This is a genomic window from Cupriavidus sp. CP313 (genome assembly GCF_054072015.1).
The window spans coordinates 11,998-33,711 of sequence record NZ_JBSVZB010000055.1; the positions used below are offsets into that span (position 1 = coordinate 11,998).

Sequence of the window (21,714 nt, forward strand, 5' to 3'; positions counted from 1 at the left end):
GGCATGCGGCCGGTGGACATCGCCAACCGCTACTTGCTGGACCCGGATGAAGACGAGCACCTGAGCGAGGCCCAGGCGATCCAACGCATCCTGGCCTTGCGCGACCGGCTGGTGCAGTTCGCCTTGCAGCATGGCCGGCCCGAGATTGCCGGCATGTTCGAGGCGCTGCGCGCGCGCTCAGGGGTCGGCATGTCGCGGCGGGTAGACGCTGTGTCGGCGCTTGAGCAGCTTGGTCAAGGCTACCCGCAGCCCCAGCACGAGGTGTCGCTCTGGTTCAAGCCGAGTCTGGCACGCCGGCTGATGGCGGCCAATATCCGGCGGATTCAGGACCTGACGTCCTTGGCAAACCGGCGCGGCAGCAGCTGGTGGCGCACGGTGCCACGCATTGGCGCGCAGTCGGCCGAGGTCATCACGCACTGGCTGGTGCGCCAGCGCTCGGCCATGGGCGCCGCGGCGGTCAAGGCCTATGTGCTGCCGCCTGCCGCCCACGCCCGCCGCGACGCGCTGGTGCCCTTGGCCTTGGCCCCCGGTATGCCGCATCCAGTACCCCTCGAGCATATGCTGGCGCCGGCTCCGAATACCCCGACAGGGCCGGGGCTCGCCGCCGATCTGGCGTTTGTACGCGACTGGCTACATGATCGTGCTCCACATACCCGCAACAGTTACCGGCGCGAGGCCGAGCGGCTGCTGTTGTGGAATGCAGCGCGCAAGAAGGGGCTGCAGGCATTGGAGGCCGGCGATCTTGAGGCTTATGAGGATTTTTTAGCGGACCCTCAACCGGCGGCGTTCTGGTGCGGCCCGAGCGGTGCGCGCGACAGAATGCACTGGCGGCCATTCGAAGGCCCGCTGAGGCCTAGTTCGGTAGCGGCCGCCTTGCGGGTGGTTCGGGCGCTGCTACGCGCAACGGTTAAGGCCGGGCACCTGGCGAGTGCCCCACTCATCCCAAGGCAAGCCGCCGCCGCTGCGCCCACGGCGCAGAGCGCCCCGTCCGTTCAACCCGACGTGGAGGCCTTCCTGGTCTGGCTGGGGGAGGCGCGGCAAGGTCCGCGGCATCGTGCTGCGCTGGCTGCAGTACAGCTCATGCGCAGCGCAGGCTTGCCGCTGAGCGAGCTGGCGGCGCTGCACTGCGCCAGCCTGCAGTCGAGTGCCAACGGCACCTTCCTGCGACGCCCGGGTTCGCGGCAGCAGGTGATGGCCCTTCACACTGCTGCCCGACAGGCCTTGGAGGCGCATTGGGCCGATCGTGGCTGGCCAAGCATGATGCCGCCGGCGCAGGCAGCGCTGTTGGCCCCGACGGCACAGCCTGCCACCACGCGCGGGCGCAACAAGCGCCTTGAAGGGATGGCGGCCGGCTACTCGGCCAGCGGCCTGGATCAATTGCTGCGTAGTCTGTGGCGGCACTTCTGTGAGCAGCGCGGGGAACCATCGGAAGGGTTCACGCCCGGCCAGCTTCGCACCCGCGCAAGCCGGGCCTGAGTTACTCGCACCTGGACGCCAACACCAACTCAAGTTTCGCGCAGCGCGAGGCGCCAGGCCGAGAACCCATTCCCCCACCGCGATTCCATGCGGCGCAAGGGGTCGCAGAAGCCTTTCGGCCCACACTCCTGCATTGCCAGAGTGCTCGCAGTACCAGCTGGCCTCGCCATCTAACTTACCATTATCCGAATAATGGTAAGTGATGAACTGGATATAATGGGTCACAAGGCTGGCTTTGCCCAGTCTATGCGCCGGCCGCCAGGCCGCCGCCGCCGGGCCCTGCCATGGACACGGCCCAGACTACCCTGCCCCAAGCCTCCCATGAATACGTCGCCCCTCCCGCCGAACGCACTGCCCAGCCCAGTATTGCCGGGCGGGCTTTCCGACGCCCAGCTGGTGCACGCATGGCTAGACGCCAAGTCCGCCGCGGGTCTCGGTCTGCGCGCCAGCACCTGCAGTCAGTACGAGCTCGAGGCGCGGCGCCTGCTTTGGTATGCGCATGTGCAGGACCGGCCTCTGGCCACCTGGCAGGTTACTCATGCCAGCGACTACCTTGCCTTCTTACGTGACCCGCCCGCGCACGCGGTCAGCAACGGCCGAGCTCGCCGGGGCAGCGTGGCTTGGCGACCGCTGCGCGGCCCGCTTTCCGAGGCATCGCGACGCCAGAGCGCAGTCATCGTGGGTAGCCTGTTCGACTGGCTGGTACGGGTTGGGGCTCTGCGGATCAATCCGTTCGCCCCAGTGCCGCGAGAGCGCTCTGCCACGGGGCCAGGCTCCCAGCGGAGGTTCCTCGAACTGGAACAGGTGGCAGCGGTGTTCGAAGCGATTGAAGCACGTCCGGCGCCGACGCGGTGGGCGCAGCTACACCAAGCGCGCGACCGCCTGCTGGTTGCGCTGCTGTTTCAGACGGGGCTGCGCGCCTCCGAGGTGGCCGCACTAACTTGGGCGGATTTCGAACGCCATCCTGGCCGGTCCCGTGCGTTCTGGACCGTGCGCATCCGTCAAGCCAAGGGGGGTAACGATCAACTGGTGCCCTGCGATAACGCGATGGACGAACTGGCACGCTTTCGCCGCTTGGTAGGGCTACCGCCTTTGCCAAGCACTACCGACACTACAGCAGTCATCCCGGCGATCGCCGGTGGGCGTCAACGCGCTGTGCCGCCGGCCGATCCGTCTGAGCTACAGCGAAAGCTGAGTCGGCCGCTTCGTACGCGTCAGGGAATCTATACCATCGTGCGTGCAGCATTTGCGGAAGCGGCCGACCGTCTGGAGCGGGAGGACCGTGGCGAAGAGGCGGTCAGGCTCCGAGGTGCGTCGACGCACTGGCTGCGGCATACGCATGCCACGCATCTGTTACGTGCCGGCGTGCCGGTAACCGACGTTCAGCGCGCCTTGCGACACCGCGACATCAACACCACGCGGCGGTACACCCACGAAGCGCTGGAAGACGTAGCTCTTGCGCTAGCCGGCAAAATTCCGGGCGCCGCGTAGGGCGCTGGATGCCAAGCCATTTCTGCGCTCCCTCGCTGTGTACCGCGGTCGCCTTCGGCTGGCCGTGAAAGGCAGTGAAGAACCAGGTGCGAGAACACCTCTTTGGCTCGGCTCGGTGAGCAATCAATTCCCTGCGGTTGGTTCCAGGTCAGGTTGACCTGGCATAGGTGCATGCGGTGGTGTTGCGTGCGTCCGTCCGCGCTTGCCATACCGTAAAGAGGCCAGCCGTCGCACCTGGAGTTCGAACCAATATTTTTCGGCGACTCTGTGGCGGGGGCACCAAGCTGACTCGATGCGGGCCTTGCCCAACGCGGGAAGGTCGGCGAGCCGCACTACGAGCGTCCCAACTTAGTAAAACTAGCGAGCCGCACTTGGGACCGTCACAACTTGGGGTGGTCGTAAAGCAGGCCTAGCAGCGTCTCAACTTGGAAAGTCGGCGCGCCCGCATCTGACACCGTCCCAACTTCGGAGGCTTGGTGAGCCGTACCTGGCATCGTCCCAACTTGGGAAAATCGGCGGGCAGCACCCGGAACCGTCCCAACTTGGGAAGGCCGCCAAGCAGTGCCGGACACCGTCCCCACTCGGGAAGGTCGGTGAGCCGATCCAGTCGGTGAGCCGCGCCTGCACCGTCCCAACTGGAAGGTTGGCGACCTGTGCCCGGGAGCGTCCCAACTTGGGAAGGTTGGTGAGCCGCGCCGGCACCGTCCCAACTTGGGAAGGTTGGGGAGCCGTGCCGGCCCCCTCCCCAACTTGGGAAGGTCGGCGAGCCGTGCCGGGCACCGTCCCAACTTGGGAAGGTCAGCGAGCCGTGCCGGGCACCGTCCCAACTTGGGAAGGTCGGTGAGCCGCGCCGGGCAGCGTCCCAACTTGGGAAGGTTGGCGAGCCGTGCCGGGCACCGTCCCAACTTGGGAAGGTCAGCGAGCCGTGCCGGGCACCGTCCCAACTTGGGAAGGTCGGTGAGCCGCGCCGGGCAGCGTCCCAACTTGGGAAGGTTGGCGAGCCGTGCCGGGCACCGTCCCAACTTGGGAAGGTCNACCGTCCCAACTTGGGAAGGTCGGTGAGCCGCGCCGGGCAGCGTCCCTACTTGGGAAGGTTGGCGAGCCGTGCCGGGCAGCGTCCCAACTTGGGAAGGCTGGCGAGCCGTGCCGGGCACCGTCCCAACTTGGGAAGGTTGGCGAGCCGCGCCGGACACCGTCCCAACTTGGGAAGGTCGGTGTGCCGCGCCGGGCACCGTCCTAATTTGGGAAGGCTGGCGAGCCGTACCGGGCAACGTCCCAACTTGGGAAGGTTGGCGAGCCGTGCCGGGCACTGTCCCAACTTGGGAAGGTTGGCGAGCCGTGCCGGGCACCATCCCAACTTGGGAAGGCTGGCGAGCCGCGCCGGGCACCGTCCCAACTTGGGAAGGTTGGCGAGCCGCGCCGGGCACCGTCCCAACTTGGGAAGGTCGGTGAGCCGCGCCGGACACCGCCCCAACTTGGGAAGGTCGGTGAGCCGCGCCAGGCACCGTCCCAACTTGGGAAGGTCGGTGAGCTGTGCCGGGCACCGTCCCAACTTGGGAAGGTTGGCGAGCCGTGCCGGGCACCGTCCCAACTTGGGAAGGCCGGTGAGCTGTGCCGGGCACCGTCCCACGTTGGGAAGGTCGGCCAGCCGTACCCGGCAGCGCCCCAACTTGGGAAGGTCGGGGAGCTGCGCTTGGCACCGTCCCATCTTGCGAAAGTTGGCGGGCCGTGCCTGGCCCCCTCCCAACTTGGGAAGGTTGACGAAACGTGCCTGACACCGTCCCAACTTGGGAAGATCGTTGAGCGTCCCCTGGCACCGCCCCAAACTGGGAATATCACCAAGCCGTGCCAGGGATCGTCCCAACTTGGGAAGGTCAGCGCGCGTCGCCCATGCTGGGCGTTGGGCAAAAAAAAGCCCGCTCGAAGCGGGCGTGGTTATTTGAGCTGTACTTACTTGGGCTGGTGGTGAAACGATTCGCTAATGAGCTGCCTGATTTGCGTCTCCAGGGCCTCGGACAGAACCCCAGCTCTGATTTTCACAGTGAAGCCGTTGACGTCCTTCGTAATGGAACCAGCCTGTTCCTTGCCGGAAAAAAACTTGTCAATGCTTCGCTCACTCGCGGAACTTGGCGCCGAAGCGCGCCGGGTTGCGAGTGCCTTGATAGCGCCAGCGACTTTACCTTGCTCCATCTTTCCCGATGCTACAAGTGGCCAAATCTCTTTCGCAGCATCGTTTCCGGCCTCTCCATACTTCCGAATCGTTGTGACAATGGTTTCGGCCGCGCTGCCGCCAAGCAGCCGCGGCTGAAGGTCGAGATCCTTCAACACGAAATCTGGCAACTGCGCGAAGCTAAGGAACCGATAGAGACCACTCTTGGACAGGCCAAGCGCCTCCGCAAGTCGCACGCGGGATGGAAATTCCTTCTCAGTCCGCCGGACAGACAGCGCGATTTCATAGTCAGAAAGGTCGTCGCGGCTAATATTCTCGACCATGGCGAGCACCGCCATATCCGCGTCAGAACACTCCACGACGACGGCCTTGACGGTATCGAGCCCAAGCATTTTGTGGGCGCGCCACCGGCGTTCCCCTGCCACAATCTGGTAGCCGGATTCAGCGCGGCGTACCACGATAGGCTGCATGAGTCCCACCTCACGAATTGACTCTGCAAGCTCTGACAGCTTGACTTCATTGAACACGCGCCGAGGCTGCCACGGGTTCGGCACAATATCGGCAACAGCCAGTTGCGACGCGACGCCGGTTGCCTCCAACTCCTGGACACGGAGTTGCGCAACGGCCAGCGCCCCAGTGAGGCCAGGCGCGGTCTGGGTTCGGTCGCTACGCTTGACTTCGTCCTGATTAATCGCCGAGGTCTTGCGGATGCCCGCCGTCTTAGCCAGCAGCTGTTCTCGCATATTGCTCATTGCGCGCTCCTCCATTTTTCTGCGTAGATTTCATCCAACCACCGGCAATAGTCCATAATCGGCTGACGCACGCGGGTCAGCGACTTGGCTGCGCTATGCGTGCTACTCACGTCGAACACCGTCGAGAATGCCAGCGCCCCCGTGCTCATCACCGAACTCGCCGGCACTTCGATCGAATGCAGCCACTTCTCATAAGCGCTCTGCGCCCAGGCACGCACGATGGGTGCCGACGAGGTGCGCCCATAATCGACCTTGGAGAGCAACAACGAGACAAAGTCGTATTTCTTGTCGGCTTCATATTTGATGAAGCTTTTGGAGACGTCTGAAAACAAGCGCCAGAAAGACAGGGAGCTGATGAAGTCCAGGTTCTCAGGAACCATCGGCATGACCATCGCGTCTGCCGCAAGCAAGGCGTTCAGGTTCATGTAGGAAAGCGAGGGAGACGTATCCATGAGGATATAGTCATAGTGCTTGCGCAATGGCTCCAACCCTTCCCTCAGCACCGTCCAGAAGCGGAAGCCAGGCTTGATTTTCTGCATCGCAGGCAGATGGAACTCTGCCCCAATCAGTTCGGTGTGCGCAGGAATCAGATCAAGGCCATCCCAGTACGTTGACTGGATGCTTCCCAGCAGTCCCCCCTCGATTTGCTGGTCATAGATATAGGGCAAGACCGTGTCTTCCGGCGTGACATCCTTCTCGGCATACAAACCACACAGTTCAGAGAGCGAGGCCTGAGGATCCAGGTCGACAACCAGGACTTTTCGGCCACGCAATGTCAGCCCCTGAGCCAGGCACATAGTCGTCGTAGTCTTGGCCGAACCGCCCTTGAGCTGGGCGGTGATAATAATTTTTCCTTCCGGCTCTCTCGTGCCTGTGACGAGCGGCGTCTGATAAATGTCGGAGACCTTCTGCACCCAGATGCGTGCCTCCTCCAGCGTGAAGGTCCGGGTACGCCCAGTACCGGCGGCCTTTCCTGGCGGCAAATCGCCATCTCCCTTGGTCGCGAGGTACTGAACTTGCGAGTGGGAGATGTTGCATAGGTCTGCAATCTCCCCCGTCTTAAAAATAGGTGCGGTTTTTCGCGGCCGCGGTGCGAGAATCGTCTCGCGAAGTTCGTCCGTAAAAATGGTGACCTTTTCCGCGAACTGGGATATCTGCTCTAGCGGTACAGTTCGGTCGACTGCTGGAAGTTGGCTCGTTTTCACCATTCTGAGGTTTATCCGGAAAATTCGAGAAAGCTCAGAATACAGGAAATGCATGAGCAACGGCTCATAAATCGCTGTTTTTTAATCAGAGTTTCTTTGAAAACAACGATTTTGCCTAAGTTCTAGGCAGTTCCGGGACGTCTTGGGGTTCACATGAGGTCACCGGTAAGCTTTGTGAGATCCCTCGACTTAGAGGCGAACCCAAAGGGTGGCACAAATGACCTCACCTTCAATGGCTACATCGCCTTTCGGGCCCGGCAAGGTGAGGTCATTTGTGCCGTTCGGCAGAACCGGAGAAGTGAACTCGGCGAAATCCGGCACAATGAAACTCACCTTCGTTCCCGTCCAGCCCAAGTCTTGCCCAGGGCTTGGTATGGGGGAGGGCAGCTACTCGGCGTTTCCGCACAATTGACCTCACCTTTGCACGGCCCAGACAAAGAAGTCCATCACGCAAGAACAGTGATGGTGAGGTCATTTGTGCTGCTTTGCAGCATGGTCTAGTGCTGGAGCATCATCTCGTCGCAATGACAACTCTTTTCAGGGCTAGGAGTCAGGGAGCGGGGTGCAGGTGCCAGCCGATGCACAATCAACCTCACCATCCTTTGAGCGCCCAGACCCTTTCATCGGACGGTGAGATTCATTGTGCAAGGTTTAACCTCGGTAATCGCCAGCACAAAAAACCTCACCTTCACCTCATGCACAAAGAACCTCACCATGAGGCTGAGCGCGGGGCCTTACAGGACTTCCAGCGATCCTCTTGCCAGCTTCGTAGCGTCGGACAGGTCCGTCGATCCTATTGCTTCGGCGTAATCCCGGTTAAATCACGTCAATCGGGACGCAGAAATGGGTACGCATGTGTGCAGAACTCGAAGGGCCGCGACGCGCACCGTTCGCATCGTGACTGCCGGCGTTGTGTTGGTTGGATGTTTTTGAAGTAAACCACCCAACCAACAAACAGAGAATTGCGAAATCCTTGTTGATCAAGGACTTAACCTTTGAAAGGTGAGGTTAGCTGTGTCAAAGGTGAGGTTCCGTGTGTTGCGAAGGTGCGGTTTACTGTGTGATGACGGTGAGGTCTATTCCCCGACAAGGTGAGGCTCGTTGTGCAAACACCCCAAAGGTGAGATGTATTGTGCGTCACCTGTGGACAAGTACGCTTTGCCCAGTCTGGTCCTAGGCTTAAACGATTCGCGTGACGGAGATCGGTGAGGTTGGTTGTGCATCAGGTGAGATTCATTGTGCGCATTGACCCACGCTGACCCGACAGCCCGACGGATCAACCTGAAGGTGAGGTTTGTTGTGTTGACAGGACCTCACCATCACATGCTAGAGTCGCCCGAGCAATAAAACGAGCGGGAAGACGCGTATGGAGACGGACAATCCGGTGGAGGTCAAAGCGAGGACGACGCCTCGCCAAATGGCGCTGGCCTTGTTCGAGGACATGTTTGACCTCGGGATGCCCATCAACGAGGCCAACCGCGAAATCGGCTATCAGCGCAACAATTTCTTCACGGAAATTGTCAACATGGGATTGGCGGCGCGACGGTTCCTGGATGCCGCCTATTTCATCGTGGCACAAGAGCCGGAGGTTCCTGACCAATACGATGTCGAGCTGAACTACTTTAAGTGGTTGATGCGCTATGACAGCCGGAACCTGAAGCACTTGCGTACTATCGCGGACGAAGCGCAGAACGCCAAGGTTCGCGTCACCAATACACCGTCAGACCGGGAGCCGGATGAGAACGATATCTGGGTCCAGGTCCAGCTGATCGGCATGGTGGCGATGCATCGCGGCCGCGTCCGTTTCGATGTGCATCACAGTTTGATCCCGCATATTCGAGATCCCCGCAAGTCTCATTGGCTTAGCCTTCGCATCTCAACGGCATTTACCCGCAGTCTCGCGCGTGCGATCTATGACAAGGTCTTGCCGAGTGTGCCCAACGGGCGTACGGACTGGATCAAACTCGATGAGATGCGGACCTGGCCGGGAAAGATGGGCGCGAATGCCAACATCTTCAAATACTTCAAGCGCGACTGGCTGGAGCCTGCGGTCCGTGAAATCAATGAGATCTCGGACATCGAGCTGTCCTACGAGACCAAGACCGAGTCCACTTCCTCGAAGAAGGTCGACCGGATTCGCTTCCTCCTCAAGCGTAAGGACACGGCCGACGCTGTCATGGCAAGCCTGTCCGACGCCAGCCAGATCTATAAGATCCTGAAGGACGAGTTCAACCTTTCAACCCGGCAGTTCGGCGAGCTCTCAGAGAACCGCGAGACATGGAATGATGATCGCATCCTGCAGGCGATCGAGTACACGCGGTTCAAGCTCAATCGCGGCCAGATCAAGAAGAGTCCGGCCGGCTATTTGATGAAGGCCTTACGCGACAACTGGCGGATGTCAGACGCTGAACGGACGATGGTTCAGGTCCAGACCAAGCTGCTTGTCGAGGAAGAACAGAAGGAGGCCGCGAAGATCGCGGTCAAGACTAGTGTCGAGCGCAGTGTCGCCTCGCGTGATGACGAGACCCGCGCTCGCATGAACGATGAGTCGCGGCAGGGCCGCGAGCATTTCGGTGCCACCGATACCAAAGCGCGACAGGAGTTTGTCCGGGCATGGCTGGCCTCGCGCGAGGGCAAGCTCGTGTTGAAGCGGATGAAGCTGGAGGCCTCGTCCGTGTCAGAAGAGGTGATCTTGGCCAACTCGGAGTTGGCATGGTATCTGGGCCAATTCGTGTTTGGGCGCATGGCCGCGTAGCGCGGCTGAAGGCCACAGATTACCGATCTGGCCAATTGCGTTAGCGCGCGCAAGGTTGTTGTGGCGCGACTTCCGTGCCGAAGTGAGGGCCAGTCGTTCGGTGTGAAGGAGGGCCGTCGAAGCGACACTAACAATTCATGAGCGTGTACGGGCCCCATCCACGCTATCGCGAACGGCTGCGCCTGGCAGCGGTTCCCAAGCGTCAGCATCCAGCAGGGCGCATGTGCCACCAGAACTTCGGAGTGCCCAAGATGCAGCTTCCGAGGTCGGAGGTGAGTGCTAGCTGTGAAATCGCTTGGTCAATGGCCCACCGGCTTCCCGAGATGCAGAAATTGCTTGCAGCATCACGCGATTGTTCAGTTTGAGAGCGGCAGCCCCGCGTATCCGGGAGGATCCAGCATTCCTGGCGACATCAGCTGTGCGCCAGCGCGAGCATATGGTTAGCTTCGACGCGCCTACTTCACCGAACTACGACACTATCGTCAACAACTGCGCGTCGTGGCTCACTTTGGTCCTGTGAGGGTACGCGCGTGCAGGCGCTGGATCCGGGCAACTTCGCCCCGGGAAAACCGTGCATGACCATGGCGCGATAGGCCTTACTTTAGCGACGCCTTTCATAGCCGTACAGCTAATCGTCGAATAGAGCTCAGAATTGAGGACAGGGCGCACGTTGCGCCTACCTTGGCTGAAGCCATCTAGCGTCGTTCAAGGTCGAAGCGAGGCCAGCACTGCGTGCTGACGGCTCCGGCCCTGCAGGCCTGCGCGCTGCGCTTGCCAGCTTGTAGTTCTGCCAGGGGTGGGGGAGGGCGGTCTTGCTGTTCCCTTCACAATATCACGGCGTTCTCGCCGTCAAGGGCTGCGCGCTTTGACGCGCTTGCGGCCGTAGCCGTCTTCGACCCTGTGACGGCTTGCGCTGCGCCGTGCTGGCGCCGGTCTTGGGCAATTCCGCCCGAGCAACCGGAGCTCGATCATGTCGCAACAGTCCTTCTCGTTCCAATCTTCGTTCGATTCCTCACTGCTGGTGCGCGACACGCACGGGCGCTATCTGCCGGCGTCAATGGACCAGATTCTCGAAGCGGCGCGCCAAATCATCGATCAAAAGATGCGGCGAGGCATGGCCTTCTCGTCGCCTGCGATGGTCAAGGAATTCCTTGCTGCAAAGCTTGCCGGCTTGGAGCATGAGATCTTCGCGGTGTTGTTCCTCGACTCGCGGCATCGCCTCATCCAGTACGTTGAGATGTTCCGCGGCACGATCGACAGCGCAGCGGTTCACCCACGCGAAATCGTCAAGGAGACGTTGCGTTGCAATGCTGCGGCTGTGATTTTCGCGCACAACCATCCAAGCGGTGAGCCAAAGCCAAGCACGGCCGATAAGCTACTGACCCAGCGACTCAAGGATGCGCTGGCCTTGGTCGACGTACGCACACTGGACCACATCATTCTCGGCGGAGACACTACGACTTCCTTCGCCGAGCAAGGCTTGCTTTGATACCTGGGGCTTCGGCCCCTTTTTTGCTCGCCCAGGCTGGGTCCGGGGTTGTGTGCGGCGATACCGTCGCCGATGTGCGCGTGCCGCACAAGGGCGACGTGGCCGGGCAGGTCATCGAGGGGGCTTACGAGGTCCTGCGCGGATTCGACCGCGTGCAGGCATCCCGGGAAGCCATCCCGCTGGACGTGGGGGAGTCGGAGGTGTTCGCCCGCGCCGCGCTGGCCCTCAAGTACGACGACCCGCAGAAGCCCCGCGCCGATTACGGCATCGCAAGTCCTGATGCCGCGTCGTGTGGATGACCGCCGCGCTGACCGATGGACCCTGTTCAACCGCACGCAGGAAAACCTCATCAAAGGCGGTCTGTCCGCCCGCGCGGCCAACGGCCGCCGCCAGCGCACCCGGCCGGTGCAAGGCATCGATAGCGACTGAGCCGCGCCCTATGGCTGCTGGCCGTTGGCATGCGCCAGCTGAAAGCCTGACCCTCGCGGAGGGGCTTTCAATATCCCGGCCCCTCCATTCCTCCTGCTGCTGTGCTTGTCACGAAGGGAGATACCACGATCAACGCCGTTACCCAGCTGAAGATCGCACCATCGCCACCACGCTGGAGGTGGCCGACCCGAGCAAGACCCTGATCCAAATTATGCTCTCGCAATTGCTGGCGCGCCGTTCCAAGCGCAACGCGCGCACGACCGCGCGCATGTCCATCCCCCAGCTGGCCGCGTGACGTAGCTGCATGGCCCTGGCGCGTTGCGCCGGGGTATCCGCTCAAAATCCGGGCGCGGCAGGTCTGCCGCGCCCGGTCTCAACGGCTATAGCAAAAACGCCACGTCGCCGCCTTCGGCGAGGCAGCGACGGGGCGGCGCGCAAGCGCATTGCGCGCGGTACGGCGATCAGTGCCGCGCTGAGGCGGGCAAAGTATCGATGACGCCCCGCCGCGGTTGGCTGAGCGCATGGGCTACGCTCTGGGCTTGCTGCGCCAGGTTGCGCGAAAGCGTGCCGTCCTCGATGCTGGCAAATCGTCGCGCACCACGTCACGAAGGGCGGCTCACGGATACGCCGCCAGGCCGCTATGGCGCTTTCGCGCCCATGCCTCGAACACGTCGCCGCAAGCTACGACAGAGGCATTCTCGCTTGTCTTTGTGGGAGCGGTCCTTACCCGCGCTGGGGCGCAATCCGATGCAGCTGTCATGCGCGGATGCCGAGTCGGCCACGGCTCCTCTCGGGGAGGTCGGCCCATGCGTCCGTTAGCGTTGTGCATCCTGACAGGGGCGCGGCTGCGCCTCGGTCTTCATGGCCGCAACCTTCCGGTACAAACAATTTCCCCGCCGTTGCACGGCTTCCTCGCGCAGCAAATTGTTCGCGCCTCCAGGTCCTCCGCTGCGCGTCGGCCGCAAGCGGTGCAACCAGACCGGCCCCTGCTGATCGGATCACAACAAGGACGCGATGGGCGCGACCTTGGGTAACCCGAAAGGAGAACACATCATGGCTAACATCGGCAACTTCATCGCACAGAACGACGGCTTCACCGGCACGCTTCGCACCCTGACGCTCAACGTCAAAGTCAGGTTCATTCCCAACGACAAGACCAGTGAGAACGCCCCCGACTTCCGCATCCAGGCGGCCGGCGGCTACGAAATCGGCGCGGCGTGGGAGAAGGTCAGCCAGTCCGAGCGGCCTTACTTGTCCGTGACCATCGATGATCCAGCATTCCCGGCGACGATCTACGCCCGACTCATCGAGGAAGAAGACGGTACGCACAACCTGATCTGGTCGCGCAGCAAGCCTGCGGCCTGACAAGCGCCTCGAGACGCCCCGCCCCTTGCGGCGGGGCGCAGATGCTGCTGCATGCCCGCAGCATCGCGCGCACGGCTACGGCGCGTCGCGCCCTTCGAGACGGCCTCGAGTTCCCGGCGCACCTGCGCCAGAAGCCGGTCGGCCTTTCGGTTGATTGAGCTGCTTACGGATTCCCGCAGATCAGAGTGACCGCATCCGTGCCTTACGTGGCTACCGCAGTATTGTTTCGATACTTCTGTGGTTGCACGAATCCGCGCGTTTTTGGATCCGTGAGAAAGTCGGCGAGTCGAGCGGGCCCTACCTGGCCGTGACATCGATGATCCTTCGTTCCCGGTAACGATCTACGCCCGGCTGACCAAGGAGGAGGAGGGTGTGCACAGGCGGATCTGGTCTCGCAGTCGAAGATATGCCCGCCCAATCAAGGCGCTCTCATAACCGCGCTTCGGCCATCAGTCTAGTCATCGTCACGCCAAGTGCTACGGCGATGCGCTCAAGTCTGAGAACTGCGACATTGTTGTCGCCGCGTTCCACCCGCCCCAGATAACTCACGTCGATTTCGGCGGACAGGGCCAATTGTTCCTGTGAAAAGCCCCGTTCCTTCCGGATGCGTCGAATCGCATCGCCAAGGGCGACAAGGGTTGGGTTCTGACGTTGACTGCTGAGATTTGGCACACCCGCATCATTCAGATATGATGCGGCTTGTGCTAGGGTACATGTACCCTATTAAGTTATCCGGGGTGGAGTGGCTATCGGGTGGAAGGGCGACGTGGTGTCACGCAATCCCGGAAAGGTGCTCACACCGGTGTACTTCGCTTGATGTAAACCCCGCCGCACTGGACCGTGTGGGGATGTGACGACCCGCGATTGGGAGGTGCGCCCAGTATTGCCTTGCTCCGCGTGGAGCGAACTTTCCCGGAGGCTGCAATCATGAACCCAACCTTCATCACCGCAGAACAGCGCGCGCAGTTGCTCGCAAACGGCCACGCGTATGCAAATGAAAAGGCCCGGGACCTACTCCCCGTGGTGCGGCTTTTTGCCCCCGACGCGCATGCAACCTGGCTACTGGCCGCGCTGGATCCGGCCGATGGTGACACCGCCTACGGTCTGTGTGACGTGGGTATCGGCATGCCCGAACTAGGCCATGTAAGGCTGTCCGACCTGGCATCCATCGTTGGGCCGCTCAGAAGGCCGATTCTCCGCGACCTATACTTCCGGCCAACGCGACCGCTTTCGGCGTATGCGCAGCTAGCGCAGCTTGATGGCTCGATTCCCGACTGACCGAACCAGCTGGCCCACTTTGGTGGGCCGGCCCGACAAGCGTCTGCGCGACTCATTAGTTGCACCATGGGCTGCCGCCTGCCGCTCAGAGCAAAAGAAGAACAAGCAAATACCGGTAGGGGGGATCTGAGGCGCTTACTCTAGCCCCGGAAGATCCAAAGCCTGACGCCTCATAGGCGATATCTCGTTGACGAGCAGGTAGAGCTGCTCTGAGAGGAGCCCGCCTGAGATACGGCTTAATGTCTCAGCGGCTGACCGTTCCCATGCGGGCGTGGCGCCCCGGACGATGCCTGATCGGCATCCCTCACGCGCAAACGATGGGGTCTTGGTCTCAAAAGGACCAGCCCTGACCGAAGTCCATTGATCACTACCTGACGAGGACCGAACGTGAATCCACAACAAGAACTACCTGTGAATCCCATGAGCGCAGCTGAGGGCGTCTTGCCGACACCGGCACGCACGCTCGATGCGCGGGACTACAAGACACTTGCCTTGGCGGCCCTTGGCGGTACGCTCGAATTCTACGACTTTGTCATCTACGTTTTCTTCGTCGCAGTGCTGGGAGCGCTATTCTTCCCGCCCAACATGCCAGATTGGCTGCGACAACTGCAGACGTTCGGCATTTTCGCCGCCGGCTACCTGGCACGCCCGCTTGGCGGCATCGTGATCGCCCACTTTGGTGACCGGCTTGGCCGCAAGCGCATGTTCACGCTCTCGATCTTGCTGATGGCAGCGCCCACGCTGATGATCGGCCTGCTGCCCACCTACGCCAGCATCGGGGTCGCGGCGCCACTGTTGCTGCTGGCGATGCGCGTGCTGCAGGGCGCGGCCATCGGTGGCGAGATGCCTGGTGCCTGGGTGTTTGTCGGCGAACACGTGCCGAGCCGGCACTACGGTTTCGGCATCGGCACGCTGACCTCGGGCATCACGGGCGGCATTCTGCTGGGTTCGCTCGTTGCTGTCGCCATCAATCGCCATTACTCGCCTGAGCAAGTGAGCGATTTCGCCTGGCGCATCCCCTTCATCCTGGGCGGCGTCTTTGGACTGGTGTCCGTGTACCTGCGCCGGTTTCTGCATGAGACCCCCGTGTTCCGCGAGTTGGCTGACCGCAGCAATCTGGCGCGCGAACTGCCGATCCGCACCGTGCTGCGCGATCACCGCTCGGCCAGTCTGTTCGTCGCACTGTTGACCTGGGTACTTTCCACCTCGATCGTCGTGGTCGTGCTGTACACGCCCGCCTACCTGCAGAAGGTCCATCACATTCCCGCCGCGCTCGCGCTCGAGACCAATGCTTTCGCCACCCTCACGCTGACCATCGGCTGCGTAATCGTCGGCTGGGCGTGCGACCGCATCGGCACCCGGGCCGTCATGCTGATCGGCTGGGGCGGACTCTTCATGACCGCTTACCTCTTCTACGGCAGCCTGCCGGGCGCGCCGGCCACGCTGTTCTGGCATTACGGGCTGCTGGGTCTGTTCGTCGGCACCATCGCCACCGTGCCGATTGCCGGCGTCCGCGCCTTTCCGGCACCGGTGCGGTTCACCGGTCTCTCGTTTGCCTACAACATGTCTTACGCAGTCTTTGGCGGCCTCACGCCGATGATCCTCACGCTCTGGCTACAGCACGACACCATGGCGCCTGCTCATTACGTGGCAGTCCTGGCCGCTGTCGGATTCTTGCTTGCGTTCTGGCCCCTCGCTAGGTCCGGCCACGCCATGCGCAATGGCGTGGCCAGCACGGCTGGCCACGTCAGTCGATAACGAAGGAGCAACGCAATGAACGCGACGGAAAACACGCCACCAGTACGCCTGCTGACCCCCGCCGAGCTGGCTGTCTGCATCAAGGTGTTCCGCGATGCCCGGCAATGGACTCAAGAGCAGTTGGCCGTGGTCGCCGGGCTCAACCTGCGAACCGTTCAGCGCGTCGAGCAAGGTTGGCCCACCGGCCCCGACACCTGCCGGGCGCTGGCCCGCGCGTTCGATTTCCTGGACATCGACGCGCTCAACAAGCCATACGCGATTCCACCGGAGGACGAACTCCAGGCTGCGCAGGAACAGTTCGACCACGAGCACGCCACCTTCGCGGCGATTCCGCTGAACAGGTAAGCAGTTGGCCGAGCTGGCGCAGACCAGCACGATGGACATGTCGCAGCTGGCCTTCGAGATGGGCCGCGAAACGGATAAACGCTTCGCCGCGCTGATGGAATATTTCCGCAACTACAGAGATTGCCAGGACGCCTACACCGAAGCGCAGAAGCGCGAGGCGTCTGACACGATGCAAGCCAACATCGATGTGCTCAAGACCCTTGGCGTTTCGCTACGCTATGCCGAGCGCAAAGTGCTGCTGAAGGGCGGCTCGGACCCGGACAGGCCAATGCCAGCTAACGTCCTGTACGTGATCGCGTTTCCGCTCGGCAAGGAACCCAAGCTATTCGCCACGCCAGCTTCCGTTGAAAATCGTCTGTAGGCTGAAGGGCCAAGACTCACGCTTGCCAGCGCCGCTCCAAGCCAAACCGTCCGAATCGCCGTAGGAATGGCACATGATGAAGAAGGGAAACGCGTGCTGTGCGCCTCGATGGCTCGATCGACGACTGATTTTGACCCGTAGCCCCAACTCATGGCCGCCGGTACGGCGGGCCATCCAGACACAAGCCATCGCACAAGCCATTGCGGCACATTGTGGTTAATGCAGTCTGAATCAAGACGACGGCGGTCCAGACCTACATTCTTGCGCGGAGACGGAGCGGCCTTGATCCCAAAAGACATCAAGCTACGCCGAAGACCAGCGCCGAGTGGGGGCGGCATGAAGAAAAACTGCTGGCGAAGCAGCGGCCACCATAGCGCTGGATGACCTTCATTGATTTCATAAGCCACTGTCCGTTAGGCAGAGAGGAACATAAGTTTGCGACTTAGGTCCTATTCGCTGTGAATGACCTCAATACCGAACTAGATCTTGTCTTCTCATTGACAAATCACGCAGAAGCGCTCGTGAGAACTGATTGCGTTGAATTTTGATCAGAAAGAGGAGGTTCGGTGGGTTAGGAATGTGATAACCATTTGTCAGGATTACGTAAAGATCGTTCTATTCGTGATATGAGAAGACTATTATGTCGTCTCAATTTGAGGGGAGCTGGCTTGCACTTGCTGTTGATTGACGATGATGGGGACCTGTGCGAAATGCTCACAGCCTATCTTGGCGATGAGGGATTCATCACGACCACCGTTGGCGATGGCAGGGAAGGGGTGACGGCTGCGTTGTCCGGACGTCATGATGCGGTCATCCTCGACATCATGCTGCCCACGTTGAGCGGCATTGATGCGTTGCGCGAAATCCGCCGGCGCAGCGATGTACCCATCATCATGTTGACCGCGCGTGGCGACCCCGTGGACCGGGTCGTAGGGCTGGAAATGGGGGCTGATGACTATGTTCCGAAACCTTACGATCCGCGCGAGCTTGTCGCGCGCGTGCGTGCGGTGCTGCGCCGACGGCCATTGAACGGCCCTGCGGGCCCGCATGAATGCTTCTCGATTCTCGGCTTGGTGCTTTCACCGAGCACAAGGAAGGTAAGCTGGAATGATCGGTCAATCGAGTTGACCGCATCGGAGTTCAACGTGCTGGAAGCGCTGATGCGGGCCGGCGGGGCAGTGAAATCAAAAGATGATCTCTCGCTGGAGGCGCTGGGACGGCGACGTGAACCCTATGACCGAAGCCTGGATGTCCACATCAGCAATATTCGGCAGAAGTTTGTGGTCAATGGCGCTTGCGACATTGAGATAGCGACGGTCCGAGGGATCGGGTATCGGATAAAGGCGGAATCTTGAAATCGCGATTGTTCTGGAAAATCCTTCCTGGATTCTTGATATCCGTTATCATCATTTTGCATAGTGTATGGATAGCCATTGTCCTGACATCAGAGAATTACTCGTCTAATGAGCGGGAGTTGGCTCGGATTCTCGCGCCCTACCAGTTATCGGCGGCGCAGGTGGCGATCGAATCAGGCGGAATAGGGAAGTTCAAGGAGATATCACAAAGCTGGGAGGCCCAAGGTTCGAACCGGCGGAGCGACTACAACCATTGGAACCGTTTGTCGATCGTCGAAGCAAAGCGTGTTGTCGACTCTGAGGGAGCTACCAACGAGCGCCGCGATGTCGTGGTCGTATATGCGATCGACCCTGAGTCAAAAAAATGGGCGATCCGGTACACGCTGCCGCCGGATACCCCTATCGAATTCTGGAGCATCACGGATTCTTTCCCCTCCGTCTTAACGATTGAGTGGGCGATTCCGGGGCTGATGGGCGGTCTGTTATTCAGCGCGATCTTGGTCTGGTACCTGAGCCGGCCGATTCAGCGTCTGCGTGCCGGGTTTCGCAAGCTGGCCGAGGGCCAGCTTGCTACCCGGCTGGGGCCCGCAATGGGCCGGCGGCGCGACGAGATCGCCGATCTCGCGAACGACTTCGATCGCATGGCCGAGCGGCTGCAGCAACTGGTGCTGGCACGGGATCAGCTACTGCACGATGTCAGTCATGAACTGCGTTCGCCACTGGCCAGGTTGAACCTCGCGGTGGTGCTCGCAGGTCAGGATGCGGCGACGCCCAGGGCGCCACTGCAGCGCATCGAATCTGAGGTGGAGCGATTGGATGGCCTGGTTGGAGAACTACTATCTCTGTCCCGCGGCGAAAGCGACGAATCGGAACGCGAAGATTATTTCGATATGCGCGCGTTGGTTGATGCTGTCGTTGCCGATGCCAGTTTCGAAGCCGAGGCCAAGGGTGTCTCATTGGTGGCACGGATCGAACCGGCAACGCAAACGCTGATGCAAGGGAGCGCGAAACTTATCCGCCGCGCGATCGAGAACATCATCCGGAACGCCATCCAGTTCTCGGCGCAGGGAGAAACGATCGAGGTTGCCCTGTCGGTGGACGGCGAGCTAAACCACGTGTTGCTGCTTATCGCGGACCGAGGCCCAGGAGTGCCGGAGGCGGACTTGGTACGTATGCAAGAGCCGTTCGTTCGACTTCAAAATGGTCTGGATCGGCAGGGCTATGGGCTGGGGTTGGCAATTGCGAGCCGTGCCGTTCAGTGCCACAAGGGAACGCTCGTTGCCGCAAACCGTGCCGGGGGAGGACTGGTCGTCACAGTGACACTGCCGCTAGTGAATATGGTGTTGCACGTGGCCGATTAGGTCGCAGAGAAGGACGCCTGAAGAACGGGCGCGCATCGCCAAGAGCCGGTCTCTGCAACCTGGTGGCAGTATCCCTATCTGTCGCTACGGTAGTGCTGCGGTGCTCGGTCCCAGTGTGCGTTCCAAGATTCGCAGCCGAGCTGGGAGAGTGTACGTTGTCACCTGGACGGACTGGATCTTTGCGAGATTCTGTCGCGGTTGATTGCGCATCTGCCTGCGGTCCCGCGCCTTCATAAGGAGATGTTGCATGCGTGAACATTGGTCCAACTGGCCACGAGTGAATGCTTTTCGTCCGCACGACACACCCCTGGGGAAAGCGCATGGATAGCAGACCAGTGAGAGCCAGAATGGAGTTGCGTCATCTGCAGTGCTTCCTGGCCGTAGCAGAAGAACTCCATTTCACGAGAGCAGCCGAACGATTGCATAGCGTGGGCCGGCCACAAGAGCTTTGTGCGCAAGGATGGCAGGGACGGCGACGACGATAGCGGTAACTTCAGGGGGCACGAGCGCAGCAACGAGACGCACCAGTCCAGCACCGATCCCGATGCGAAGCTCCATCGCAAAGGCAAGTCTGGCAGTGAACTGCGCTACACGGGCCATACGTTGAGTGACAACCGCCACGGCCTGGTAGGCAGCGCCCTGGTGAGCACCGCGGATGGCCACGCCGAGCGTGAGGCGGCCACGGTCATGCTCAACGATGCCCTGCAGGCAACGGTCGACCCGGACGCCGAAATCACAGTGGGCGCAGACAAGGGCTACGACGCACAAGAGTTCATTCCGGCGTGCCTGGAGATGAAAGTGACGCCGCATGTGCCGCAAAACACCTCGGGTCGGCGCTCGGCAGTTCCTGATGCCATTGCCCGTAGCGAGGGCTATGCCATCTCGCAGAAGAAGCGCAAGCTGATCGAGCAAGGCTTTGGCTGGGTCAAGACGGTCGGGCGGATGCGCCAAGTGATGGTGCGTGGACTGAAGCGCGTCGATCAGATGTTCGTCCTGAGCATGGCCGCCTACAACCTCGTGTGTATTCGTTCCTTGGGACAAGTCCGTCTGCAGTTGCAGTAACGGGCAAAGAAAGCCGGAATTGGGTGCCCAACCACCGAGAACATCGATTCAAGGGCGCGCAGCTTCCGGATTGTGAAACCAAGAAGTCCTCACCCGCACAGGCAGGAATCGTGCTGTTTGTACGGGGAGTACTTCAGCAGCCTGCTAGGGTCTGTTTACATTTGAATAAATGTGTTTACATCTTGTCTTTAGCGTGAGCGAGGCAAGATGGTCCGGACGCTGTTGAGCGACGAGGTATGGCAGAAGATCAAGGACATCGTTCCGGGCAAGGAAGGCGACCGTGGCCGCACGGCGGCCGACAATCGCTGGTTTGTCGAAGCGGTGCTCTGGATCGGCCGTACGGGCAGTCCTTGGCGCGATCTTCCGGTGGAGTTTGGCCGCTGGCACACCGTGTACATGCGTTTCGCGCGATGGCGGCGCGACGGCGTCTGGCAGCGCGTTGCACATTCGGTGGCCGGCGAGGGCGAGATCGAACACATCCTGATCGATTCGACCATCGTGAGAGCACACCAGCATTCGGCAGGCGCATTAAAAAAAGTGGCCCGCAAGCGATCGGACGCTCCCGCGGTGGACTGAGTACCAAGCTGCATCTTGCAATCGACGCCATCGGGCGGCCGCTGCGGCTGATTCTCACCGAAGGACAGGCTGCGGACATCTCGTGCGCGACAGAACTGATCGAGGGCTTGCGCGCGCAAGCGGTCATCGCGGACAAGGGCTACGATGCGAACGCTTTCGTGCAGTCGATTCGCGCCGCAGGCGCCAAGGCCGTCATTCCGCCACGCTCGAACCGGATCAGCAAGCGACGCTACTGCCGCGCCCTGTACCGCACCCGCAATCTGGTCGAACGCTTTTTCAACCGCATCAAGCATTTTCGCCGTGTCTCCACTCGGTACGACAAGCGAGCCGACAGCTATCTCGTCTTCGCATCGCTCGCCTGCGCCTTCGGACCATTGGTTCAATTGTGAACAGACCCTAGTGTCCTGAGTCAGAAATTCGTAGACAAAATCGCTCGATGCTGGCGAGGATGTCATCGGCTGACTTCGACCATGCGAAGGGCTTGGG

At 61.1% G+C, this 21,714-nt stretch carries 14 protein-coding genes and 7 pseudogenes; 18 read left to right on the forward strand and 3 right to left on the reverse strand.

Features of this window, described 5'->3' with window-relative positions; translation table 11 throughout:
- The first annotated feature begins 3 nt into the window (after nucleotides 1-3).
- Both ACW4E8_RS39080 and ACW4E8_RS39085 read left to right on the forward strand, forming a co-directional pair.
- Nucleotides 4-1,476 carry a phage integrase family protein gene (locus tag ACW4E8_RS39080; protein WP_456809386.1) on the forward strand — a complete coding sequence of 491 codons (1,473 nt, stop codon included), beginning with the start codon at nucleotides 4-6 and terminating at the stop codon, nucleotides 1,474-1,476.
- Between the two features lie 321 nt (nucleotides 1,477-1,797).
- Entirely contained in the window at nucleotides 1,798-2,967 is a 1,170-nt protein-coding gene (locus ACW4E8_RS39085) for a tyrosine-type recombinase/integrase (RefSeq protein ID WP_456809375.1), read from the forward strand.
- A gap of 1,950 nt (nucleotides 2,968-4,917) precedes the next feature.
- Here the strand turns inward: ACW4E8_RS39085 and ACW4E8_RS39090 are convergent.
- Nucleotides 4,918-5,889, reverse strand: a complete 972-nt coding sequence (locus tag ACW4E8_RS39090; RefSeq protein ID WP_456809376.1) for a ParB/RepB/Spo0J family partition protein — start codon at nucleotides 5,887-5,889, stop codon at nucleotides 4,918-4,920.
- The gene (locus ACW4E8_RS39095; RefSeq protein ID WP_435385419.1) at nucleotides 5,886-7,097 is read right to left on the reverse strand and encodes an AAA family ATPase; all 1,212 of its coding nucleotides are present in this window, start codon (nucleotides 7,095-7,097) and stop codon (nucleotides 5,886-5,888) included. The genes ACW4E8_RS39090 and ACW4E8_RS39095 overlap by 4 nt, the downstream gene beginning before the upstream one ends.
- A 1,363-nt stretch (nucleotides 7,098-8,460) precedes the next feature.
- On the opposite strand from ACW4E8_RS39095, the gene ACW4E8_RS39100 reads away from it, so the two are divergent.
- The 6 genes and pseudogenes from ACW4E8_RS39100 to ACW4E8_RS39125 form a co-directional block, all read left to right on the forward strand.
- Nucleotides 8,461-9,849, forward strand: coding sequence for a replication initiation protein (locus ACW4E8_RS39100; RefSeq protein WP_456809377.1), 1,389 nt, complete (start codon nucleotides 8,461-8,463; stop codon nucleotides 9,847-9,849).
- Nucleotides 9,850-10,819: 970 nt separating this feature from the next.
- Complete coding sequence (gene radC / locus ACW4E8_RS39105; RefSeq protein WP_456809378.1) at nucleotides 10,820-11,338, forward strand: RadC family protein; 519 nt, start codon at nucleotides 10,820-10,822, stop codon at nucleotides 11,336-11,338.
- A gap of 41 nt (nucleotides 11,339-11,379) precedes the next feature.
- Nucleotides 11,380-11,817: pseudogene (locus ACW4E8_RS39110) on the forward strand (DUF932 domain-containing protein); the annotation flags it as partial.
- Entirely contained in the window at nucleotides 11,778-12,062 is a 285-nt protein-coding gene (locus ACW4E8_RS39115) for a hypothetical protein (protein WP_456809387.1), read from the forward strand. The pseudogene ACW4E8_RS39110 and the gene ACW4E8_RS39115, both read left to right, overlap by 40 nt.
- 758 nt (nucleotides 12,063-12,820) lie before the next feature.
- Nucleotides 12,821-13,132, forward strand: a complete 312-nt coding sequence (locus tag ACW4E8_RS39120) for a DUF736 domain-containing protein (protein WP_456809379.1) — start codon at nucleotides 12,821-12,823, stop codon at nucleotides 13,130-13,132.
- A 295-nt stretch (nucleotides 13,133-13,427) separates the two neighbouring features.
- Nucleotides 13,428-13,567, forward strand: a pseudogene (locus tag ACW4E8_RS39125) (DUF736 family protein); the annotation flags it as partial.
- Here ACW4E8_RS39125 and ACW4E8_RS39130 read toward each other — a convergent pair.
- Entirely contained in the window at nucleotides 13,562-13,804 is a 243-nt protein-coding gene (locus ACW4E8_RS39130) for a helix-turn-helix domain-containing protein (RefSeq protein ID WP_456809380.1), read from the reverse strand. The pseudogene ACW4E8_RS39125 and the gene ACW4E8_RS39130 overlap by 6 nt on opposite strands.
- Nucleotides 13,805-14,059: 255 nt before the next feature.
- Between ACW4E8_RS39130 and ACW4E8_RS39135 the strand changes: the two genes are divergently transcribed.
- The 10 genes and pseudogenes from ACW4E8_RS39135 to ACW4E8_RS39180 all read left to right on the forward strand — a co-directional run bounded on the left by ACW4E8_RS39135 (nucleotide 14,060) and on the right by ACW4E8_RS39180 (nucleotide 21,617).
- Nucleotides 14,060-14,410, forward strand: a complete 351-nt coding sequence (locus ACW4E8_RS39135) for a DUF2958 domain-containing protein (RefSeq protein WP_456809381.1) — start codon at nucleotides 14,060-14,062, stop codon at nucleotides 14,408-14,410.
- Between the two features lie 420 nt (nucleotides 14,411-14,830).
- On the forward strand, nucleotides 14,831-16,168 hold the full coding sequence (locus ACW4E8_RS39140) for an MFS transporter (RefSeq protein WP_456809382.1): 1,338 nt from the start codon (nucleotides 14,831-14,833) through the stop codon (nucleotides 16,166-16,168).
- A gap of 15 nt (nucleotides 16,169-16,183) precedes the next feature.
- Complete coding sequence (locus tag ACW4E8_RS39145; RefSeq protein ID WP_456809383.1) at nucleotides 16,184-16,513, forward strand: helix-turn-helix transcriptional regulator; 330 nt, start codon at nucleotides 16,184-16,186, stop codon at nucleotides 16,511-16,513.
- 4 nt (nucleotides 16,514-16,517) lie between these two features.
- Nucleotides 16,518-16,874 (forward strand): XRE family transcriptional regulator, encoded by a 357-nt coding sequence (locus ACW4E8_RS39150; protein ID WP_456809384.1) that lies wholly within the window; start codon nucleotides 16,518-16,520, stop codon nucleotides 16,872-16,874.
- 674 nt (nucleotides 16,875-17,548) lie between these two features.
- A complete protein-coding gene (locus tag ACW4E8_RS39155) occupies nucleotides 17,549-18,229 on the forward strand; it encodes a response regulator transcription factor (protein ID WP_456809385.1) in 681 nt (226 codons plus the stop codon).
- A 470-nt stretch (nucleotides 18,230-18,699) separates the two neighbouring features.
- Nucleotides 18,700-19,077 (forward strand): annotated as a pseudogene (locus tag ACW4E8_RS39160) (HAMP domain-containing protein); the annotation flags it as partial.
- A 168-nt stretch (nucleotides 19,078-19,245) separates the two neighbouring features.
- A pseudogene (locus ACW4E8_RS39165) lies at nucleotides 19,246-19,590 on the forward strand (ATP-binding protein); the annotation flags it as partial.
- 347 nt (nucleotides 19,591-19,937) lie between these two features.
- Nucleotides 19,938-20,030 (forward strand): annotated as a pseudogene (locus ACW4E8_RS39170) (LysR family transcriptional regulator); the annotation flags it as partial.
- A pseudogene (locus tag ACW4E8_RS39175) lies at nucleotides 20,017-20,652 on the forward strand (transposase); the annotation flags it as partial. The pseudogenes ACW4E8_RS39170 and ACW4E8_RS39175, both read left to right, overlap by 14 nt.
- 207 nt (nucleotides 20,653-20,859) lie before the next feature.
- Nucleotides 20,860-21,617: pseudogene (locus ACW4E8_RS39180) on the forward strand (IS5 family transposase).
- Nucleotides 21,618-21,714 lie beyond the last annotated feature (97 nt).